Annotated in this window: 20 protein-coding genes; 4 read left to right on the top strand and 16 right to left on the bottom strand. The window is 39.6% G+C overall.

The window, feature by feature from the left end:
- Positions 1 to 48 precede the first annotated feature (48 nt).
- On the top strand, positions 49 to 600 hold the full coding sequence (locus Q8S11_RS12530) for an NUDIX hydrolase (protein WP_305662451.1): 552 nt from the start codon (positions 49 to 51) through the stop codon (positions 598 to 600).
- A 223-nt stretch (positions 601 to 823) separates the two neighbouring features.
- On the opposite strand, the gene Q8S11_RS12525 is transcribed toward Q8S11_RS12530, so the two are convergent.
- From Q8S11_RS12525 to Q8S11_RS12510, 4 genes are all read right to left on the bottom strand, one after another.
- Positions 824 to 2,947 carry a PQQ-binding-like beta-propeller repeat protein gene (locus Q8S11_RS12525; RefSeq protein WP_305662450.1) on the bottom strand — a complete coding sequence of 708 codons (2,124 nt, stop codon included), beginning with the start codon at positions 2,945 to 2,947 and terminating at the stop codon, positions 824 to 826.
- Between the two features lie 508 nt (positions 2,948 to 3,455).
- On the bottom strand, positions 3,456 to 4,883 hold the full coding sequence (gene dnaA, locus Q8S11_RS12520) for a chromosomal replication initiator protein DnaA (RefSeq protein WP_305662449.1): 1,428 nt from the start codon (positions 4,881 to 4,883) through the stop codon (positions 3,456 to 3,458).
- Positions 4,884 to 5,221: 338 nt separating this feature from the next.
- The gene (locus tag Q8S11_RS12515; protein ID WP_305662448.1) at positions 5,222 to 6,766 is read right to left on the bottom strand and encodes a methylmalonyl-CoA mutase; all 1,545 of its coding nucleotides are present in this window, start codon (positions 6,764 to 6,766) and stop codon (positions 5,222 to 5,224) included.
- Positions 6,767 to 6,770: 4 nt separating this feature from the next.
- Complete coding sequence (locus Q8S11_RS12510; protein ID WP_305662447.1) at positions 6,771 to 7,304, bottom strand: hypothetical protein; 534 nt, start codon at positions 7,302 to 7,304, stop codon at positions 6,771 to 6,773.
- 94 nt (positions 7,305 to 7,398) lie between these two features.
- Here Q8S11_RS12510 and Q8S11_RS12505 point away from each other — a divergent pair, with 94 nt between their 5' ends.
- Positions 7,399 to 7,752 (top strand): iron-sulfur cluster assembly accessory protein, encoded by a 354-nt coding sequence (locus tag Q8S11_RS12505; protein ID WP_305662446.1) that lies wholly within the window; start codon positions 7,399 to 7,401, stop codon positions 7,750 to 7,752.
- Positions 7,753 to 7,817: 65 nt separating this feature from the next.
- Positions 7,818 to 9,062, top strand: a complete 1,245-nt coding sequence (locus Q8S11_RS12500) for an ABC transporter permease (protein ID WP_305662445.1) — start codon at positions 7,818 to 7,820, stop codon at positions 9,060 to 9,062.
- A 42-nt stretch (positions 9,063 to 9,104) separates the two neighbouring features.
- Here the strand turns inward: Q8S11_RS12500 and rfbB are convergent, their stop codons facing one another.
- The 4 genes from rfbB to Q8S11_RS12480 all read right to left on the bottom strand — a co-directional run bounded on the left by rfbB (position 9,105) and on the right by Q8S11_RS12480 (position 13,548).
- Positions 9,105 to 10,157, bottom strand: a complete 1,053-nt coding sequence (gene rfbB, locus Q8S11_RS12495) for a dTDP-glucose 4,6-dehydratase (protein WP_305662444.1) — start codon at positions 10,155 to 10,157, stop codon at positions 9,105 to 9,107.
- Between the two features lie 63 nt (positions 10,158 to 10,220).
- The gene (gene galE, locus Q8S11_RS12490) at positions 10,221 to 11,252 is read right to left on the bottom strand and encodes a UDP-glucose 4-epimerase GalE (protein ID WP_305662443.1); all 1,032 of its coding nucleotides are present in this window, start codon (positions 11,250 to 11,252) and stop codon (positions 10,221 to 10,223) included.
- Complete coding sequence (locus Q8S11_RS12485) at positions 11,252 to 12,238, bottom strand: UDP-glucuronic acid decarboxylase family protein (protein ID WP_305662442.1); 987 nt, start codon at positions 12,236 to 12,238, stop codon at positions 11,252 to 11,254. Before Q8S11_RS12485 ends, galE begins: the two co-directional genes overlap by 1 nt.
- On the bottom strand, positions 12,238 to 13,548 hold the full coding sequence (locus Q8S11_RS12480; protein WP_305662441.1) for a UDP-glucose/GDP-mannose dehydrogenase family protein: 1,311 nt from the start codon (positions 13,546 to 13,548) through the stop codon (positions 12,238 to 12,240). The genes Q8S11_RS12485 and Q8S11_RS12480 overlap by 1 nt, the downstream gene beginning before the upstream one ends.
- A 65-nt stretch (positions 13,549 to 13,613) precedes the next feature.
- Between Q8S11_RS12480 and Q8S11_RS12475 the strand changes: the two genes are divergently transcribed.
- Positions 13,614 to 14,837: a 3-deoxy-D-manno-octulosonic acid transferase gene (locus Q8S11_RS12475; protein WP_305662440.1), complete on the top strand. Its 1,224-nt coding sequence runs from the start codon at positions 13,614 to 13,616 to the stop codon at positions 14,835 to 14,837.
- Here the strand turns inward: Q8S11_RS12475 and Q8S11_RS12470 are convergent.
- From Q8S11_RS12470 to Q8S11_RS12435, 8 genes are all read right to left on the bottom strand, one after another.
- Complete coding sequence (locus Q8S11_RS12470; protein WP_305662439.1) at positions 14,827 to 15,276, bottom strand: RES family NAD+ phosphorylase; 450 nt, start codon at positions 15,274 to 15,276, stop codon at positions 14,827 to 14,829. The genes Q8S11_RS12475 and Q8S11_RS12470 overlap by 11 nt on opposite strands.
- Entirely contained in the window at positions 15,277 to 15,756 is a 480-nt protein-coding gene (locus tag Q8S11_RS12465) for an MbcA/ParS/Xre antitoxin family protein (RefSeq protein WP_305662438.1), read from the bottom strand.
- Positions 15,757 to 15,807: 51 nt separating this feature from the next.
- Complete coding sequence (gene hemH / locus Q8S11_RS12460; RefSeq protein WP_305662437.1) at positions 15,808 to 16,824, bottom strand: ferrochelatase; 1,017 nt, start codon at positions 16,822 to 16,824, stop codon at positions 15,808 to 15,810.
- 88 nt (positions 16,825 to 16,912) lie between these two features.
- On the bottom strand, positions 16,913 to 17,587 hold the full coding sequence (locus tag Q8S11_RS12455; protein WP_305662436.1) for a fatty acid desaturase: 675 nt from the start codon (positions 17,585 to 17,587) through the stop codon (positions 16,913 to 16,915).
- Between the two features lie 11 nt (positions 17,588 to 17,598).
- Positions 17,599 to 18,447, bottom strand: a complete 849-nt coding sequence (locus tag Q8S11_RS12450) for a 4-hydroxy-3-methylbut-2-enyl diphosphate reductase (protein WP_305662435.1) — start codon at positions 18,445 to 18,447, stop codon at positions 17,599 to 17,601.
- A 59-nt stretch (positions 18,448 to 18,506) separates the two neighbouring features.
- Positions 18,507 to 19,139, bottom strand: coding sequence for a carotenoid biosynthesis protein (locus Q8S11_RS12445; protein WP_305662434.1), 633 nt, complete (start codon positions 19,137 to 19,139; stop codon positions 18,507 to 18,509).
- Positions 19,136 to 20,254, bottom strand: a complete 1,119-nt coding sequence (locus tag Q8S11_RS12440) for a glycosyltransferase family 2 protein (RefSeq protein ID WP_305662433.1) — start codon at positions 20,252 to 20,254, stop codon at positions 19,136 to 19,138. The genes Q8S11_RS12445 and Q8S11_RS12440 overlap by 4 nt, the downstream gene beginning before the upstream one ends.
- Positions 20,236 to 20,859: a lysophospholipid acyltransferase family protein gene (locus tag Q8S11_RS12435; protein WP_305662432.1), complete on the bottom strand. Its 624-nt coding sequence runs from the start codon at positions 20,857 to 20,859 to the stop codon at positions 20,236 to 20,238. The genes Q8S11_RS12440 and Q8S11_RS12435 overlap by 19 nt, the downstream gene beginning before the upstream one ends.
- Between the last annotated feature and the right edge of the window lie 7 nt (positions 20,860 to 20,866).

Below are 20,866 nucleotides of genomic sequence, written 5' to 3'. Positions count from 1 at the left end.
GCTTAAAGCTAAGGGCTAAATGCATAAAATGTGATTAGAATATAGATAATGAGCCATCTTAATTGGGAGAAGATCTCAAGTAAATATATTGTTAAAGAAAATTGGGCAACCTTACGGGTAGATACCTGCAGGATGCCTGATGGCACCATTATCCCTGACTATTATGTCCTTGAGTACCCCGACTGGGTCAATGCAATTGCACTTACAGTAGACAATCAGGTTATACTCTTGCGGCAATACCGGCATGCCGCTGAAGAGGTGGTGCTTGAACTTCCGGGAGGTTGTATCGAGAAAAATGAAAGCCCTGAACATGCTCTGAGAAGGGAATTACTCGAAGAAACGGGTTACGAATTTCAGGATGTTGAATTTCTTTCTGAACTTTATGCCAATCCGGCAACAGCAAAAAACAAAACCTTTTGTTTTATTGCCAGAGGGGGGAAACGGGTTGCCGCACAAAAACTGGACAAAGGGGAAGAAATTGACATTGAGCTCGTAAGCCCTGAAAAATTAAAGGAACTTGTTTTAAGCAACGCCTTTGGACAGGCTCTACACACCAGTGGGATTTTCTATGCACTTATTAAACTCGGATTAATAACTTAACGTGAGGTCGATATTAAACTATATAAAGATTAATATTTAACCACATAGTTTGAATTAATTATGCTTTAAAGGAAACATAGAATGTAAATCATATAGATTGTAGCGAAGCATCAAGGCTATCTGAGTTTAAAATTTAGGGTAAAAGCTTTAAAATGCTATGTTTCCATGCCTACCGGCAGGCAGGTATGTGGTTTTTAAAATATTATGTCGAGTTCTTGTTAAGTTAGTCGGGCAAAGCAAAAGCAACATAACTATCACCCGATTTTACCCCCAGTTTCCCACCACCACAGGCAATTACCAGAAATTGTTTCCCATTGATCATATAAGTTGCCGGGCTTGCAAAACCAGCCGCAGGCAGTTTTGATTCCCAAACCATTTTTCCGGAATTCTTATCAAATGCCCTGATCTTTTCATCCGGGGTTGCTGCTATAAATACAAGGCCTCCCTTTGTAACTACTGGTCCGCCATAATTGCGTGAACCGGTAATACCTAATCCTCTTTTTATCAATTCTGCATATTCACCCAATGGCACTTTCCACAACAGTTTTCCGCTGTTTAAATCCACGGCATTCAGAGTGCCCCAGGGTGGTTTGATGCCTGGATAACCATCCTTGTCCACAAAGCGGTCATAGCCTTTCATTACATAAGGTATCAGACTCTTCCTGTTAACTTTAGTCAATGCAGCAAAATTTTGCTCTTTGGAAATATCTTCAGTCCCGCTTAGGTAAGCAGCAAGTTTTTTCCGTTCCGGCTCAGGAACATGCCCAAAGGAAGGCATTCTGTTCCGGCCCTGCTGAATTATTTGACTAATCTGGAGTACATTATACTTCTTATTTAGATTCTCTAAGGAAGGATATTCAGTACCACTACCCTTCAATTCAGCACCATGGCAACTAATGCAATATTTATTATAAACTGCCCTGCCAGGAGTAATACCAGTTCCTTCAGTTTGCGGGGCATCCAGCATTACCTGGGTTGAAGGAACTTCATTACTATTAACATAGAGGATCTTTGTTTCCATATCAACCGCAGCTCCCCCCCATTCACCACCCCCGCCAAAATCAGGAAAAATCCAGTTGCCCTCTTTACTTGGAGGGTTAAACTGTGCCCTGTTTTTGATCTGAACATATCTTTCCATTAATTCTTTATGAGTTTCGGGGCTGAGATCACTTACATCTTCAGGTCCGAATTTCTGCCTTGAAAAAGACTCCGGAAGTGTTGGTATTGGCTGTGTTGGCCATGGCTTTTCTCCGGGCAGGGCTTCCTGAGGTACAGGAACTTCAGGTATCGGGAAAACAGGCTTACCATTGGTTCTGTCAAGAAGGTAAACATAACCCTGCTTGGTGATCTGTGCCAGTGCATCTATCTTCTTACCATTATGATTCAGGGTAACCAGGTTGGGTGCGGCAGGAAGATCACGATCCCAAAGATCATGATGTACAACCTGATAATGCCATATATACTTACCTGTGGCTGCATCCAGCGCAATGATGCTATTGGCAAAAAGGTTTGAACCTTTGCGGGTACCTCCATAAAAGTCAGGTGAGGCCGTACCAGTTGGCACATAAACTACCCCGCGTTCTTCATCAAGAGACATACCGGTCCAGTTATTGGCCCCTCCAATATTTTTCCAGGCATCCTTATCTTCCCAGCTATCATATCCAAATTCACCGGGTTGTGGAATGGTATGAAAAATCCATTTACGTTTTCCTGTTCTCACATCAAATGCCCTGATATGCCCGGGCAATGCATCTGCATCTTCTGAAAGACTCATCCCGACGATGACCAGGTCTTTAAAAATTACCCCGGGGGTTTTGAGGATCAGAGAACCATCCTGTGAGTCGGGGATATCGAGGCCCTCTTTCAATTCAATCGACCCATTAGTACCAAACTCTTTAACCGGATTACCATCTGTTGCATTCACCGCATAGAGTCTCGAAGCGGCACCATAAAAAATCCGCTTATCTTTGCCTTTTTCATCTTCCCAATACATCAGTCCGCGGTTTATTCCAAATCCAATTTTCTCAGTAGAGTTTGTATTGGGATCAAAAGCCCATTTTTGTTTCCCTGTAGCCGGATCAAGAGCAAAAAGCTTCAATTTTGAACTTGTTAAATATAATGTCCCATCGATCACAATGGGATTGCACTGCATCTCACTACGGTTAGCCGTGTCTTTATCACCTGTATTAAAAACCCAGGCCTCTTTTAACTGTGCCACATTATCTAAATTGATCTGATCAATGGAAGAATAACGGTTAGCATCTTTAGTTCCTCCATAGCTGGCCCAGGTAGAATAATCATTATATCCTGAATCAGAGCAGGAATTAAATACCAGGGCAATAAGCATTAATAGAACAAAGGATTTTGATTGGATTGCTTTCACTGGAATGTTGCTATAGGTTTAAACTATAAGCAATTAAAGGATTTAAGTGAACAAAAGCAAGGGATAGAAAATATTGTAAAAATAGAACAATAGGCTATAATTGGTCGGATAAGGTTCTTGAGCGAAAATAATTTAATTTTGGAAATCAAAACCTGTGTGGTATAGGACAATTCAGCCCTTTCCTCCGGGGTTTTCCGGCAAGAAATCGCGTTCCCCTCTGGTCGGTGTTCTCACCGTACCAAGCACGATCATATCATTGGTCGGTGATAACACCAACCACAGGGAATTACCAACCGCCGGAAGCTACCTTCTCCGGCAAGGTTTATTATACCCTGTGCTGTATTTCATCGGGACGGGCAACCAGGCAGAATGACAATCTGTTGTTTGAAATCAACCCGGGAGGCTTTGTAGCTTAATTTATCTAAATGAATGAGTATAAATAAATTACAGAAGAATCGTTAAACTATAGCACCTAACTCATTTTCAGTTTCTTCTGAATATCGGCTACGTAACCCTTGAATTTTTTATCGGTATCAATCAGATCGTCTACAGTCTGGCAGGCATAGATCACCGTTGAGTGATCGCGGCCACCAAAGAAAGCACCAATCGATTTAAGGGAAGTTTTAGTATGCAGTTTTGCCAGATACATTGATATCTGACGGGCCTGAACAATTTCCCGTTTCCTGGTTTTGGATTTAACCATTTCAATAGGCACTTCAAAATACTCACAAACGAGCTTCTGAATATATTCCATCGAGATCTCCTTACTGGAATTCTTGATGAAATTCTTAAGCATTGATTTAGCGAGGTTCAGGTCAATTTCCTTTTTGTTTAAGGTTGACTGTGCGAGCAGCGAAACCATAGCTCCCTCCAGCTCACGAACATTATTATCAATGTTATGAGCAACATATTCAATTACTTCTGAAGGAAGTTCAATTCCATCCGAATACATCTTCTTGTTCAGGATTGCCATACGTGTTTCCAGATCAGGGATCTGAAGATCGGCTGATAAGCCCCACTTGAAACGGGATAATAATCTTTCTTCCAGTCCGGACAAATCTTTAGGTGGCTTGTCTGAAGTAATAATCAGTTGCTTTCCGGATTGATGCAAATGGTTGAAAATATGGAAGAATATATCCTGTGTCTTTTCCTTACCTGCGAAATTATGAACATCATCCATAATGAGGACATCCATTGCCTGGTAGAAATTCACAAAATCATTAATGTTATTGTTTTTTAACGCATCAACAAATTGCTGGGTAAACTTTTCGCATGAAACATAAAGTACCAGCTTATCTGTCAGAGTACGCTTAATCTCATTACCGATAGCCTGTGCGAGGTGGGTCTTACCAAGTCCAACTCCGCCATAAATCATGAGCGGATTGAAAGAAGTACCGCCCGGCTTTCCGGCAACGGCATAGCCAGCAGAACGGGCAAGCCTGTTACAATCCCCTTCAATAAAATTTTCAAACGTATAATTCTGATTTAACTGAGGGTCTACCTGTAATTTTTTTAATCCCGGAATTACAAAAGGATTTTTAATGTCCTTATTCAGGGAAATTGGCATTGGCATGGACTGGTTTTTCCCTTCAGCACCATTACCATTTGAAGGCATATTAGTTGTATAAGGAATACTTGTTGAAGACTTTTCAACAACGATATTATATTCAAGTCTTCCCTCTTCCCCTAACTGCTTCTTTACGGTCTTTCTGAGCAGGCCAACATAATGCTCTTCAAGCCACTCATAGAAAAACAAACTCGGAACCTGTATAGTTAATACATTGCCATCCAGACGTAAGGCTTTAATCGGCTCGAACCAGGTCTTAAAACTCTGAGCCGGTATGTTATCCTTAATTATCAGAAGGCAGTTATTCCATACATGTGTACAAGTTTTTTCCATATAATTTTACTAATAATCTGATTTCCAATTGATGCCGAAAGAAATGTTGGTAACTCTTTGGAGTATCGAATATTCGGAAAAAAATTGGATTAAAAAACTAATTTTTGAAATAAGTTTTAACATTCTGTTAAACAGAACTATACATTAATTTTTATGGGTTTTAGTGCCAAAAATGAGGTTAATTTCTTCTTCAAAAAATATTTCCACATTCAGATCGAAAAGGCAGATCAATAGTATGAATATAGGTATTTAAATGTAAAACCTGTGCTTAAATTTGAAAAGAATGGCAGCAATTACCTTTTTGCTTAGATTCTTAAAGACTATTGTCCACCAGAAATCTAATATTCCCCAAATTCCTTTCTGAAGGTATCGGCAATTTCGCCAAGTGTAGCATAAACTTCTACCGCCGAGATAATATAAGGCATAGTATTCAATCCTTGTTTCACAGCATCAGTCAATGCAAGTAAAGCAGTCTCAACAGCCGAAGCATCGCGTGCTGCCCTGAGACTAATAAGTTTATCAATTTGTACTTTTCGAATGGAGTCATCAACCCTGAAACCTTCAGGCTTGATTCCTTCTTCATCCACATATTTGTTCACCCCTACCAGAATACTTTCTCCACTTTCAATCTCGGTCTGATATTGATAAGCCGATGCCGCAATTTCATTCTGGATATACCCCTCTTCAATAGCTGCCACTGATCCCCCTTTAGAATCAATAATATCAATATACTTCCATGCCGCTGCTTCAACCTCATCAGTAAGTGCTTCAACAAAGTAAGAGCCTGCCAGCGGATCGACAGTATCAGTGACCCCACTTTCAAATGCGATGATCTGCTGGGTACGGAGTGCAACCTTAGCTGCCGCTTCTGTGGGTAAAGAAAGAGCCTCATCATAACCATTGGTATGAAGCGACTGGGTTCCACCAAGAACAGCTGCCATGGCCTGATTGCTTACCCTGATCACATTATTCAAAGGTTGCTGGGCTGTCAAAGTTGAGCCACCGGTCTGCGTGTGAAAGCGGAGTTTTTGCGCAGCCGGGTCCGTAGCACCAAGACTTTGAGTCAGTTTAGCCCACATTCTGCGCGCTGCCCTGAATTTGGCAATCTCCTCGAAAAAATTATTGTGACAATTAAAAAAGAATGATAAACGCTTCGCAAATACATTGATATCCAGACCCTTCTGCATGGCTGCCTTGAGATAAGCCTTTCCATTGGCCAGTGTAAATGCCAGTTCCTGTACTGCTGTAGAACCCGCCTCCCTGATATGATATCCTGATATGGAAATGGTATTCCATTTTGGAAGTTCTGCACTGCAATATTCAAATACATCCGTAATCAAACGCATGGAAGCTTTTGGAGGATATATATAGGTACCCCTGGCTGCATATTCTTTTAAAATGTCATTCTGAATAGTTCCGGATATCTGCTTGAGATCAGCACCCTGTTTCTTTGCCAGGCATATATACATAGCCAGCAGAATCGGAGCAGTTGCATTGATGGTCATTGAACTGGTAACCTTCTGAAGGTCGATCCCCTCAAAAAGTATTTCCATATCCTTTAATGAGTCTATTGCAACCCCAACTTTGCCAACTTCCCCTTCCGACATCATGTGATCTGAGTCGTAACCAATCTGGGTAGGAAGATCAAAAGCGACAGAAAGGCCGGTAGTACCTTGCGAAAGCAGGTAATGATAACGTTTGTTTGATTCTGCAGCAGTAGAAAAACCGGCATATTGCCGCATCGTCCACATTCTGCCGCGGTACATATCCTTTTGTATGCCACGGGTAAAAGGAAACTCCCCCGGCAGTTCAATACTTTTAGTTTCAGTATAAACTTCCTTTATTTCAATACCAGAACTTGTTTTTATCTTCTTTTCGCTCATTCCATTAAAATAAAGATTGCATATCTGCCTTAACAATTGTTAAAGCAAGTTCATATGGATTTTCTGTTTCCAGATTCGCCAAATGGCTAAGGACTGCCCTACTTAAATCGACAGAAGACGCATTTTCAGGCAATGCATGCACAGCGCTGTTAATCATACTAATTGTATCTTCCTTCACCTGTTTAACTGTTGCCCATGCTCTATTGCTGACATATATCTGCTGCGAAATATTGTGCTGATATTCTGCCCGAATATCTGAAATAATTAATCCCTGCATTTCACGTGCGCTCATTCCCGGTGTATGCAGACGGATGAGCATACTCGATGGATTAATTCTTTCAAGAAACAAAACGGTTCGTTCATATGCCTGTAGCCTGAGTGGCAAGGTGTGTTTGAGTGCTGCCCTTTTAAGTTCCATTCGCTGGAAATTAAGCTTTTCATTAAGGTAATTCTTAATTACGAACCATCCCGCGAAGAACACAATCAATCCGGCCAGAGCATATTTCAGTAGATCAAGTATAAATTCAGTTTCGTTCATGGGTATGCAATTGTTATCAGATAGTCAAAATGACTGCGGTCAAAACAAAAGTGAGCAATTTCATGTATATTTGTGATAAGATTTTAAAAGAATTATGAGTACAGAAATTGCAAATCTTACAGCACCGGTTACTCTGACTGATGGTGCAAAAAAAGAAATCATAAAACTCATTCAGCAACAGGAGTTAGGTGAAGAATACGGATTACGTTTGGGTGTTGAAGGTGGTGGATGTGCCGGAATGAATTATGTACTCGGATTTGATCAGCAAAAAGATGGTGATCAGGAGTATTTTATTGACGGCATCAGGGTTTTTATGCATAAAGCCCATGGATTATATCTGGCAGGCATGGAGGTAGATTTCAAAGATGGATTAAATGCCCGGGGCTTCACTTTTAGCAACCCAAATGCCAGCAGTACCTGCGGTTGCGGTACATCGTTTTCAGTTTAACAAAATATTTGTAACATTTCATGAAGTCCTGCTGTCAAAACAGCAGGACTTTTTATATTTATACTATGGCAACAAAAATGAGTTATTCGGAAAATGTCAAAGTGGCTATGCAATCCGTTAAGGGTAACAAGCTAAGGACATTTTTAACCGCTATTATCATTGCCATCGGTTTAACTGCACTTGTCGGCATTTTAACTTCCATTGATGCCATAGAAGGTTCCCTGAATAATACATTCTCAAGCATGGGGGCAAATTCATTTACAATTAGAAACCGGGGTATCGGGATTCGTATTGGAGGTGGAGGCCAAAGACCAAAGCGCTATAAGTCAATTGATTACAGACAGGCCACGGAATTTAAAAGCAGTTTTAATTTTCCGGCAATGATATCTGTAAACGTATTTGCCTCTTTCGGAGGTACCGTAAAATATGGCAATGAAAAGACCAATCCAAATATCTCTGTATTGGGAGCGGATGAAAATTATATTCAGTCTGCGGGTTATAAAATGGCTTCTGGAAGAAATTTCTCTCAATCAGAACTGGAATTTGGCACCAGTGTAGTAATTATTGGGGATGAGATAAAAACACGGCTCTTCCCAAATGTAGACCCCATTAATAAAACGATTAGTATCGGAAATAACAAATTCCGTATCATAGGTATTTTGGCAGCGAAAGGATCCAGTGTCGGTTTTGGGGGTGATAAAATTTGTGTGATTCCGCTATACAGAGCCAAACAGGTCATGACTATTCAGAACCCATCCTACACTATTTCGGTAATGAGTGATGACCCAAATCAGATGGAAGCGGCAATTGGTGAAGCAACCTCTCTTTTCAGAAATATCCGCAATTTGAAGGTTGCCGATGATAACAATTTTGAGATCACAAAAAGTGATGCCATTGCACAAACCCTGGTCGACAATTTAAAATTCGTCAGGATCGGAGGTATCGTGATAGGGGCCATCACCTTGATTGGTGCTGCAATTGCCCTAATGAATATCATGATCGTTTCTGTAACCGAGCGTACTCGTGAAATCGGGATACGAAAGGCTATTGGTGCTACTCCTATTGTTATCAGGCGTCAATTTCTTATTGAAGCAATCGTTATTTGCCTGATGGGAGGTATAACCGGCGTTTTTCTAGGTATTCTGATCGGCAACCTGCTTTCCATGGTCATGGGCGGTTCGTTTATAATGCCATGGGGCTGGACCATTCTAGGATTGACTTTATGTATTGGAGTTGGATTGATCTCCGGACTTTATCCTGCGGTTAAGGCGAGTAAAATGGATCCGGTGGAGTCATTGAGATACGAATAGTTTAAAAAAGAATCAGGAGCCAAGAGCCAAGACAAAGGGGTGTTATCTCTTACCGTATTGCTCATTATAATAAGACTGGTAGCTACCTGATGTTACACTCTGTAGCCATTCCTCATTTTGCAGGTACCAGTCAACCGTTTTTTCCAACCCCTCTTCAAATTGTAAACTAGGCTTCCAGTCAAGATCATTCTGGAGTTTCGATGAGTCGATTGCATATCTTAAATCATGTCCTGCACGGTCGGTAACAAATGTGATCAATCTGGAAGATGAGCCGGGCTCTCTTCCCAGCTTTTTATCCATAATCTTACAAAGTAAACGAATAAGGTCTATATTCTTCCATTCGTTGTGCCCGCCTACATTATAAGTACTTCCGCCTGAAGCCTGATGAAAGATCACATCAATTGCCCTGGCATGGTCTTCAACCCATAACCAATCACGTATATTTTCCCCCTTCCCATAAACAGGGATGGCAATGTTATTTTTAATATTATTGATCGAGAGTGGGATCAGTTTCTCAGGGAAATGAAAGGAACCATAATTATTGGAGCAATTTGAAATCACTACATCAATCCCGTAAGTATCATGATATGACCTTACAAAATGGTCAGAGCTTGCTTTAGATGCAGAATAGGGGCTGTGCGGATCGTAAGCCGTTTTCTCTGTAAAAAGACCATCCTCTCCAAGGCTCCCATAAACTTCGTCTGTTGAAACATGATAAAACCTGCGTGACTTATAATCATCCTTCCATTGATGTCGTGCAGAATTTAACAGGTTTACAGTTCCAACAACATTGGTCATTACAAATTCAAGCGGACTGCTGATCGAGCGGTCGACATGCGACTCAGCCGCAAGATGAATTACAGCCTCGATTTGCTCTTCAGAAAATACTTTGTCGATAAATCCGGCATCAACAATATCCCCTTTGATAAATTTATAATTAGGCTTATCCTCGATATCCTTCAGGTTAAGGAGATTGCCGGCATAGGTAAGCTTATCTAAATTAATGATCTGATATTCAGGATAATTGATCACAAATCGCCTGACCACATGTGATCCGATGAATCCTGCTCCTCCGGTAATCAATATTTTCTTCATTCCCTGATAATTTTTTTACTTAATTGCTATAAGCCATGAAATGCTGGTTTGAATCAGTTCCGATTACAATGGATTTTGCTTGATATACTTTTCCCAGTCCCAGGCAGAACTCATCATATCCTGAATACCCAATTCTGCCTTCCATGACAATTCAACTTCAGCCTTGCTTACATCGCCATAGATCTGCTCAATATCCCCGGCTCTACGCTTTCCAATCGTATAATTTAATTTCTGACCGGTTGCAGATTCAAATGCATGAATCACTTCCAGGACAGAGTTTCCTTTGCCGGTACCTATGTTAAAAATATCAAACTTCTTTTTATTCTTTACATTTTCCATCTGCCTGATTGCAGCAACATGGGCTTTTGCAAGATCTACAACATGTATGTAATCCCTGACACAGGTTCCATCGGAGGTATTATAATCATCACCAAATACAATGATATTTCCACGCTTTCCTATGGCTGCCTGGGTAATAAATGGTACCAGATTTTGCGGAACACCGATAGGCAATTCTCCAATAAGGGACGATGCATGTGCACCAACCGGATTAAAATAACGCAGGGCGATTACTTTAAGATTTTCACTAACACCCGCTACCTCCTCCAATATTTCTTCAGCGATCTGTTTCGTACTTCCATAGGTTGACTCAGCCTTTTTTACCGGAGCAAGTTCGTTGACAGGTAAAATATCAGGCTCTCCGTAAACTGTACAACTCGATGAAAATACGAGGTTCATCTTTCGATTAGAACAGGCATCGAGCAGGTTGATCAGGGAATATAAATTGTTTTTATAATACTTCAAGGGCTCCCTTTCTGATTCTCCAACACTTTTGAATGCTGCAAAATGTATTAATCCGGTGATATCACTATGCGATTCTAAAAATTCGCGGGTTAACTTTTCATCACAAAGATCGAAATTGTAAAATTCAGGTCTTATACCTGTGATCTTCATTATCTGGTCAACAATCTTCGGGCTTGAATTCGAGAGGTTGTCAATCACCACGGGCTCGTAACCTGCATTGATCAATTCAACAACAGTATGTGAGCCAATATATCCGGTTCCACCTGTAACTAAAATTTTCTTCCCTGACATTATTTGTTGTTGTAATAAGTGAAATCCTTATGTTTTATTTCCTGTTCAGGCAATGATTTAAAATAATCATAAGTAATTTTCAATCCTTCTGCGCGATTGACCTTTGGTTCCCAGCCCAGAATTGCCCTGGCTTTAGTAATATCCGGTCTTCGTTGTTTAGGATCATCGGTAGGCAAATCTGTAAATATCATTTTTTGTTTGGTTCCGGTAAGTTTGATAATCTCTTCTCCAAACTCACGAATGGTGATTTCATCAGGGTTGCCAATATTTACAGGTAATGCATAATCAGAAAATAATAATCGGTAAATGCCCTCGACCAGATCGTCTACATAACAAAAAGATCGCGTTTGGGAACCATCACCAAATACGGTAAGGTCTTCTCCCCGCAAAGCCTGTCCGATAAATGCAGGCAATACTCTTCCATCGTTTAAGCGCATCCTTGGTCCATAGGTATTAAATATCCTTACAATACGTGTTTCTAAACCATGAAAAGTATGATAGGCCATTGTCATAGCTTCCTGAAAACGTTTGGCTTCGTCGTAAACACCTCTGGGACCCACAGGATTAACATTCCCCCAATATTCTTCTGGTTGCGGATTTACGGCAGGGTCGCCATAAACCTCTGATGTTGAAGCAATTAAAATTCTTGATTTCTTGGATCGTGCTAATCCCAGAAGATTATGAATTCCCAATGATCCGACCTTTAAAGTTTGAATAGGAATTCTTAAATAATCAATCGGGCTGGCAGGAGATGCAAAATGCAGGATATAATCCAATTCTCCGGCAACATAAACAAACTTTGAAACATCATGATGATAGAATTCGAAATTTTCAAGAGGAAAAAGATGTTCTATATTGCGAAGATCTCCGGTAATGAGATTATCCATCGCAATCACATGAAAACCCTCCTTAATAAAGCGGTCGCAGAGATGAGAGCCAAGAAAACCTGCCGCACCTGTTATTAAAATACGTTTTCGCTGATTCATTATTCTACAGTTTTTCGCCCAATGCTATTGTAATAAAACCCGCAATCGATCATCTTTTGAAGATCATACAAGTTACGCCCATCAAAAATCACTTTAGTCTTCATTAATTCAGCTATTCTGTCAAAATCAGGCGTCCTGAATACCGACCATTCTGTAACAATCAATAGGGCGTCGGCATCTTTCAATGTGTCATACTGGTTTTCACCGTATGAAATTTTATCGCCCAGAAGTTTTTTTACATTGCCCATAGCCTCCGGGTCAAAGGCCCTAATCAAAGCACCCTCCCTGAGTAATTCTTCAATAATATAAAGGGCGGGGGCTTCACGTATATCATCAGTTTCAGGCTTGAAGGCCAGTCCCCAGATAGCGATTTTCTTTCCTTGGATATCCCCCTTATAGTAATTTCTAACTTTTTCAACCAGTCTTACCCGTTGAGAATCATTAATTTCCATTACAGAGTTGAGGATTTTAAAATCATAGTTATTTTCAGAGGCAGATCTGGCCAGAGCCTGAACATCCTTTGGGAAACAACTACCTCCATACCCAACACCCGGAAACAAAAAACGCTTACCAATGCGGTCATCTGCTCCTATTCCCCTCCTGACTGCATCCACATCTGCCCCGACAAGTTCACATAAATTGGCTATCTCGTTCATGAAGGTAATTTTTGTTGCAAGGAACGAATTAGCCGCATATTTTGTCAGTTCAGAAGATCGGGTATCCATAAAAATGATTGGATTCCCTTGTCTAACATAAGGGCTATATAACTCTGCCATCAGCTTTTGGGCTCTCAGACTTTGTGTACCCACAACAACCCTGTCGGGTTTCATGAAGTCGTCGACAGCAACCCCTTCCCGTAAAAATTCCGGATTTGAGACCACATCCACTTCAACTGATGTATTTTCAATAAATACCTTAATCACTTTATCTGCAGTACCAACCGGCACTGTTGATTTAGTCACTATAACCTTATATCCAGTGATGAGTTTAGCGATATCCTTAGCTGCACCGAGTACAAAACTCAGGTCTGCTGCACCATCACCTGCCGGAGGTGTTGGCAAGGCAAGAAATATTATTTGGGCATCCTGGATTGCCTCAACAAGAATGGTAGTAAATTTCAACCTCCCTTGTTCTATATTTCTATGAAAAAGTATATCCAGACCAGGCTCATAGATTGGCAATTTATATGCCTGCATCATTTTAACTTTTTCCTCATTTATATCCACACAGGTAACTGTATTCCCTGTTTCGGCAAGGCAAGTACCGGTCACTAAGCCTACATATCCTGTACCAACAACTGCTATTTTCATCTATTGACGAAGACTATTTAAAAGATTTAACCTTAACTTCGACGAAGATAAGAATTATATTCAAAATGCTTTTTTTGTACAATACAGGTATTTATTTTTATACACTTTTCATTCGGATTGCTTCCCTGAGGAATAAAAAAGCTGCGGCATGGATCAGTGGAAGAAAAGGACTCATACAATTAATAGAAAGCAGACTGTACAAAAACAAACGCTATACCTGGTTTCATTTTGCCTCATTGGGTGAATTTGAGCAAGGAAGGCCGGTACTTGAACGCTTAAAATCAGAGAATCCTGAACTACCAATTATTATTACTTTTTTCTCTCCCTCAGGATATGAAATCAGGAAGGATTATGCCCTGGCTGATTTTGTATTTTATCTTCCGGCAGATACCAGAACAAATGCCAAAGAGTTTATCCGACTATTAAATCCAGAGATGGCCATCTTTACTAAATATGACTATTGGTATCATTACTTTGAAGAATTACATAAAAATAATATTCCTCTCTATGTGATCTCCGGAATATTCAGAAAAGAGCAGGTTTTTTTTAAATGGTATGGAGGTTTGCACAGGAAGATGTTAAAATGGGTAAGCCATATTTTTGTGCAGGATGAATGTAGCCGGGAGCTTTTAGAGAAGATTCAAGTCAGGAATGTTACAGTTAGCGGGGATACGCGCTTCGACAGAGTGGCTGAAAATATCCTTACAATAAAAAAAATACCCTTAATTGAAGAATTTTGCGGTGATAAAAGCATTTTCATAGCAGGGAGTACCTGGCCTGAAGATGAAAAGCTATTGCATTATCTGGTAAAAAAATATCCTGATTGGAAGTTTATAATAGCCCCGCATGAGGTTAGTGATAGCCGGATTAATGAGCTTAAAGACTTATTCACTGATCATATTACTTATTCAGCAGCAAGTGTCCGGTCTTCGGAACCCGGAAATCAGCAAACACTCATTATTGATAATATAGGAATACTTTCCTCTGTTTATCAGTATGGTAAGATGGCCTATATCGGTGGCGGATTTGGTAAAGGGATCCACAACACTCAGGAGGCTCTAGCCTTCGGATTACCGGTTATTTTCGGACCGGAATACCTGAAATTTAAAGAAGCTGTGGATCTGGTATCATTAAAAGGAGCCATAAGCATTTCTAATGCAGGTGAGTTGGAAAGTGCATTTCTTTATTTTATAGCCAATAAGCAATCGGGCGATATTGCACGTAATTATATTCAGGAGCATACAGGTGCTACCCGGAAGATTATTGAACACATTAAGTTCAACGTTTAATTCTTTCATCGAATTTGAAAGGCTCAACGTTTAAGAGTTTGATTAATCTAAAATCAGCATGACTGGGATTTAATAAATAGTTAAATTCAGATTGAATAATGGATGAAGGAACCCTCAGCACAGCATTATCTGCTTGTTTCAGCCATTGATCACCAAGGTGCTGAGTGATGTTCATATTTTCAAAAATATACCACTGCCCAGGTAATTGTGTTAAATCCAATGAAACTATTGCAATTCTTTCGGGTATTTCAATAGTTAATAAACGAAATTGATCAGAAAGTCCTATCTGGCTCCGGTGAACAACATTTTCTAGGCAAGCTAAAGACTGTGATGAAGATGTGTAGATCATTTCCCAGTCGTTGGAATTCCACCTCGCCGCTCTGCCTGATGCTAATAAACCTTGAGCATACTTAGCCAGTGTAATCCTGTAAACTAGCATTTATGCAAGATCACCGTATTCTATACGGATAAGTTCTTCTTCAATTAAGGAAATGCCAGTAATAGTATCCATCAAATTATAGGGTATTTTATTGCCAAGCCCGTATGCTGAAGTGTTAAGCCAATCATGAAAAGCCCTGGGGGAACCAAACAGTTCAATTCCTTTATTAAACAAGGCAAAAGACTTAAGCAGTTTCTCACTGAGGGCGGCATCCAGTTTCATATCTTGTAAGACATAGTTCTGAATAGTTTTAACAGTTGTATTAAAAGTTTCCTGAAACTCCTGATAGGAAAAGCCTGAAAGGGATATAAAATCAAGGGCTGCTTTAGCGTTTAACCCTATTTTTGAATGAGTAAGAAGAGCGATGTCATTGGCATACATTAACTGGTAATGAACCATTGTTTCAGAAACTACAGAACCTTGAATATCAGAAGCTGGATAAGGTTTGGCTGTTGTATTTTTTATGTTCTTATCTTTCACATAAACAATTTACGAAATTTTTCTTGGCAATCAAGAATTTTTTCCATTTTTTTATGCCTTCACCATTCCCTCCAATGCTTCAATCCACAAAGGATGATCATTTAAACTCTCAACCAATTGTACATGTTCACCACCCAAAGTCTTAAATTCATCACCATATTCAACCGTTACTTCATAGACTGTTTCAAGGCAATCTGCAACAAAAGCGGGACAAAATACCAATAAGCTTTTAACTCCCTTTTCTGCCAATTCTTCTATGACCACACTTGTATAAGGCTGCACCCAAGGATCTTTACCTAAACGCGATTGAAAGCAAACCGAATATTTATCCTTACTGAGGCCAAGTTTATCAGCAATTAAACGGGCAGTGTCATGACATTGTGCTGAATAGCAAAATTTATTATTGTCGGTCAACGTGGAACAGCAATTCTCAACTTTAAGGCAATGTTTTTGTGAATGGTCTGATTTAACAAGTTGCCTTTCAGGCAAACCATGAAAACTGAACAATACGTGATCGTATGTTTCAGGTTTATGTTTTCTGCCATTGTCACAAAAAGCCTCTATCATCAATTCATTATCATGAAAAGAATTGATGAAAGAAATATTTGGAATTGTTTGCCATTTTCTGACCAGCTCCATTACTTTTTCCAGAACCGAACCGGTACTTGCGGAAGCGTAATGAGGAAACATTGGTATAACTTTGATACTGCTGACCTGGGCATCCTTTAATTTATTTAAGGCACTCTCAATTGATGGACTTTGGTAGCGCATGGCGAGTTCTACCTGGTAATCATTACCTAAGCGTTGCTGCAGAAGATCCCTCTGTAGCAGACTGTAATGCATTAATGGGGATCCGGTTGTGTCGGACCAGATTTCCCTGTATAATTTTGCAGATTTCGGGCCCCGGAAAGGAACAATAATGCCCTTAACAAGCAATGCTCTGGAAACGGGATTAATATCAATTACCCGTTCATCCATCAGGAATTCATCCAGGTATTTGCGAACATTTGCATTTGAGGGACTATCAGGAGTTCCTAAATTAACTAATAAAATACCTTGCTTGCTCATATGACTACTAAAGAGCGGCAAAGATAGTCTTAGGAATCATTTATTAAAAATGCTTCTCTCTATTTGACGTTAGAAAAACATTTTGGAATCAGTTCTTCAATTTCCAGAGTTTCCACCAGGGGGTTCCGGGTGAATCATGATGTTCATAATGATATCCAAAAAAATAACAGGAAAAGAAAGCAATGATATGATTTTTCTTTTGGGTAGCCGACTGATGTTTGTTTGAATGTTCCCCATGATGAGGAAGCCAGGTACCAAAATAAAACAATTGCAAGGTGCTGAGTAAGGATGGCAAGACCCAGAATAAGATGAGGTTTACTTCGGCTATCCATAGCTTAAGCACGTTATAGATCAGAGCCATAAGTACAATCTGCCACCAGGATAAATATTCCCTGATAAAACTGATATACCAGGTTATAAAGTTTCCTTCGTGATAATCTGGGTCAAGTTCAGTATGCACATGCTTGTGATGTTTATGATGTTTTTCGTAAAGTTTGCTGAAGGGGAAGCAAGCATATAATGCAGTGCAAAGCTGACCGATGAATTTATTCAGTCCGGGCTTCGAAGATACTGTACCATGCATGGCATCATGTGCGGTGATAAACAATCCAGTATACAAATGCATCTGGACCAGGATCATTAGATAGAGTGCCGGATTCTGCAGATTCACATTCCACATCATCAGATTTATAATACATAAAACCCACAATCCGATCACAAGCATTGCAATTATTAAACCTGTATTTGACTGATGCCCGGACATAGTTTTATTTATCAATATCCATCCAAAATGGCCTTCACTTTTTGCATTAACCATAAGGGGGTGGAAGTTGCGCCACAAATTCCGATCTTATCGCCAGGTCTGAACATTTCTCTTGATAATTCTTCTTCGCTTGAGATAAAGTAAGTATTTGGGTTAATACTCTTACAAACTTCATATAAAACTTTTCCGTTCGAAGACTTTTTACCAGAAACAAAAACGATATGATCATAGTTAACAACAAACTTTCTAAGATCTTCATCCCTGCTTGAAACCTGCCTGCAAATCGTGTCGTTTGCTTTAATCTCGTACCCACGCCTGATCAATTCATCCTTTATTTCATAAAACTTCGCGGTACTTTTAGTTGTCTGGCTGTACAGGGTAAATTTCTGAGGGAGATCAACCTTATCAAGTTCCGATATATCCTGAAATACAAGCGCATCGTTATTTGTCTGCCCCTGCAAGCCAATAACTTCGGCATGCCCATGTTTACCAAACAGAAGCACCTTTTCATTATTATCATAAGAATTCTTAACCCGATTCTGAAGCTTTAACACTACCGGGCAGGATGCATCAATCAGGGTAATGTTATTCTCAAGTGCCAGGCGGTATGTTTCTGGTGCTTCACCATGTGCACGGATCAGCACTTTCTCATTTTTAATGTTCAACAAATCCTCATGAGAAATAATCTTAAGCCCCATAGCTTTTAAACGATTTACTTCTTCATCATTATGCACGATATCGCCCAAACAATACAGGTAACCATCTTCGGCCAGAATTTCCTCAGCCATATCAATTGCATAGACAACTCCAAAACAGAATCCCGAATCCTGATCAATCGTTACCTTCAGATTATATTCCATTGTTTTTTCTCAATTGCTGAAATTCAGCGGATTTAATTACAAAAATACTAAAATGTTCGTCAGAAAGCCCATAAATTAAGGATAAGGAAAAAACCGAACTGTGCAAAAAGAAGCACAATTGCAGCATTATTCTTCTTTCTAAAATTTAAACCTGAAAAAAACAGGAATAGAATAAAAGAAAAAATATACCATCCCAGGTAGTTTTGTATTGGAATAATGCCTCCATACCAGGACCAGTAATCAAATCTGATTGCCACAGGCTCAATCAGGAAATCCATACCCAGTAATATACCTGCACCCAATGCAGAAAATATCAGCTTGCTTTTAAGATTAAAATAGTGCAGAAACACCCCGGTACAATAAACCAGAATTAACCAGTTTACACCAATGAGAAGCGGAGTAGCCCATAATTTAGCTCCCAGGGCGGTTCCATAGGTGTAGTTTCCAAAGATCCAACCGGTATTAACCCCTATTACTTCAATAAAAAAACCGGCCAGATAAATCACAATGGCAAATTTTATAAGATCATTAGATTTGTCATTAACTGTAAGAATCATAAGCAGCAGCATCAGCAATAAATGGAAGGGAACCAGCTTTATGAAAAGCTCTTCAAAGGCAGGAGTCAGAAAACCATAGAGACCAACAAGGTGAAATAGTACTATGATTACACTACAAAGTATTATCCTGCTCATGATCGCTTTCTTATTATCCTACCCTTCCAGAGTATGGTCTTAGTAAAATGTTTCTTCACAGATTGAACCGAAATAAATAGCATACATAATAATTGAAATGGATGGAGTAAAACATTCCGCCAAACACTTTGTCCTGAAAGTAAGGAAATCATTATTCTGCTTAATACAATCAGGGATAATGCAAACAATACCAGCTCAATCCCAAGAAAATAAGTGATTGCTATTGGCCCCAGCACCACAAGCAGGAGGTAAAAGAAAAGGCCGAATACACTATAATTAAACCCTGCAAAAAAGTTCTTACTAAAGCCTTCCACTGCTTCTGAAAATGACCGGTACATACGGCAATGAATATATCCGTTTGCCAGTAGCGTCTCTCCATTGTACCCATTAACCTTGATCAGTTTCATGATTTCAATATCCTCAACCACTTTTCCCTTCACCTGCTCGTGCCATAGATTCGATTTGTAATTATCAGCATCAAACATCATAAACTGTCCGCTTGCAGCCGAAAAAGATGGATTGCCTGATAACCTGACCAGCCGAAGCGGCAAGAGATTAAGCAAAAGGAAATGCATCAGCGGAACCACTAAACGTTCACCCCATGTAAGTGTCACCTGATCTGTAAAAATACTGAGCAGACTAAGCTTATTTAGTTTCATCCGGTGTATGGAATTATTAATCAGTCCATCGGAGATCGTTTCATCCGCATCAAGAAAAATTAAATAATTGCCATTTGCCATCTCAGCAAGCTGGGAACATGCATAATTCTTTCCCAGCCAATCTTTAGGGAGAGCCTTGCCCTTTAAGACTTTAAAACGTTTGTGCATTTCACAGAAATCAGAACAAAGCTTAAAGGTTTGGTCAGAAGAATGATCATCAAGCACGATGACTTCATAGTTTTGATAATCCTGATCAAGGATAGACTCGAGCAGATCTATGATATTTAGTTCCTCATCCCTGGCCGGGATTAGAATTGAAACCAGGTCATTGTATTTTTTTCCGGTCTTGGTCAGTTTCGGATTAGAGATGAAGTTAAACAGCGTTACTGTAAACCTAAGGATAAGAAAAAAATAAATAAAGTAAATAAGGATCATGCTTATACTTGAATCGCGCATTGTTTATGCCGCGATGATTCATAATGTTTATTATATGCACTTTTAATTAGCTGCAGACTGGTAAACTCAGCTCCTTCCCAATCCTGAAGATAACAAGTCATTACCGGCTTGCGATGCTCAAAATAATCGACAAAGCTGGCAGCAAAAATATACTGGAATTTGCGGGTTGAACTGTTAATCAGATTGATTAAACCCTTTTGAAACTGAACCTCATCTACATGCCCGGAATACAGCTTACCCTGAGGAAAAATAAGTACCAGATTTTCAGGATCATTTAACAGATTTCCGGCATATTCCAATGTTTCGATCGCACTTCTGGAATTCTTTTTTACCGAAAAACTACCCAGGTATTTTAAAAACCAAACCTTTCGGTAGTTTTCTTCGGTAATCATCACATGGAATTTTTTTTTGAAATAAAGCCGGTTGATCTGAAACATCAAAAAGCCATCCCACCATGAACAGTGATTGGCCAATAATAAAATTGACCTTTCGGTATCATACTCTGTTTTGTTAAATTTCAGCTCTTCAAAATCTGATTTAATAATTCTATTAATATACCAGGAGAAGAATTGAAATATAATTTTGTTCCGGCGTGGTTCAAGCATACTTAAA

Source organism: Daejeonella sp. (genome assembly GCF_030695525.1).
Classification (GTDB): Bacteria; Bacteroidota; Bacteroidia; order Sphingobacteriales; family Sphingobacteriaceae; genus Daejeonella.
Note: the sequence above shows the minus strand (reverse complement) of the source record. Positions and strands in the feature narration are given on the sequence as shown.

Bases quoted from the DNA above. Each gene is read 5' to 3' on its own strand.
- Q8S11_RS12515 (WP_305662448.1), bottom strand. From the start codon at position 6,766: ATGAGCGAAAAGAAGATAAAAACAAGTTCTGGTATTGAAATAAAGGAA.
- Q8S11_RS12480 (WP_305662441.1), bottom strand. From the start codon at position 13,548: ATGAAAATAGCAGTTGTTGGTACAGGATATGTAGGCTTAGTGACCGGT.
- galE (WP_305662443.1), bottom strand. From the start codon at position 11,252: ATGTCAGGGAAGAAAATTTTAGTTACAGGTGGAACCGGATATATTGGC.
- Q8S11_RS12485 (WP_305662442.1), bottom strand. From the start codon at position 12,238: ATGAATCAGCGAAAACGTATTTTAATAACAGGTGCGGCAGGTTTTCTT.
- Q8S11_RS12475 (WP_305662440.1), top strand. From the start codon at position 13,614: ATGCTTTTTTTGTACAATACAGGTATTTATTTTTATACACTTTTCATT.
- Q8S11_RS12435 (WP_305662432.1), bottom strand. From the start codon at position 20,859: ATGCTTGAACCACGCCGGAACAAAATTATATTTCAATTCTTCTCCTGG.
- Q8S11_RS12500 (WP_305662445.1), top strand. From the start codon at position 7,818: ATGGCAACAAAAATGAGTTATTCGGAAAATGTCAAAGTGGCTATGCAA.
- Q8S11_RS12445 (WP_305662434.1), bottom strand. From the start codon at position 19,139: ATGAGCAGGATAATACTTTGTAGTGTAATCATAGTACTATTTCACCTT.
- Q8S11_RS12525 (WP_305662450.1), bottom strand. From the start codon at position 2,947: ATGCTTATTGCCCTGGTATTTAATTCCTGCTCTGATTCAGGATATAAT.
- Q8S11_RS12455 (WP_305662436.1), bottom strand. From the start codon at position 17,587: ATGTCCGGGCATCAGTCAAATACAGGTTTAATAATTGCAATGCTTGTG.
- hemH (WP_305662437.1), bottom strand. From the start codon at position 16,824: ATGAGCAAGCAAGGTATTTTATTAGTTAATTTAGGAACTCCTGATAGT.
- Q8S11_RS12450 (WP_305662435.1), bottom strand. From the start codon at position 18,447: ATGGAATATAATCTGAAGGTAACGATTGATCAGGATTCGGGATTCTGT.
- rfbB (WP_305662444.1), bottom strand. From the start codon at position 10,157: ATGAAGAAAATATTGATTACCGGAGGAGCAGGATTCATCGGATCACAT.
- dnaA (WP_305662449.1), bottom strand. From the start codon at position 4,883: ATGGAAAAAACTTGTACACATGTATGGAATAACTGCCTTCTGATAATT.
- Q8S11_RS12440 (WP_305662433.1), bottom strand. From the start codon at position 20,254: ATGCGCGATTCAAGTATAAGCATGATCCTTATTTACTTTATTTATTTT.
- Q8S11_RS12505 (WP_305662446.1), top strand. From the start codon at position 7,399: ATGAGTACAGAAATTGCAAATCTTACAGCACCGGTTACTCTGACTGAT.
- Q8S11_RS12510 (WP_305662447.1), bottom strand. From the start codon at position 7,304: ATGAACGAAACTGAATTTATACTTGATCTACTGAAATATGCTCTGGCC.
- Q8S11_RS12530 (WP_305662451.1), top strand. From the start codon at position 49: ATGAGCCATCTTAATTGGGAGAAGATCTCAAGTAAATATATTGTTAAA.
- Q8S11_RS12470 (WP_305662439.1), bottom strand. From the start codon at position 15,276: ATGCTAGTTTACAGGATTACACTGGCTAAGTATGCTCAAGGTTTATTA.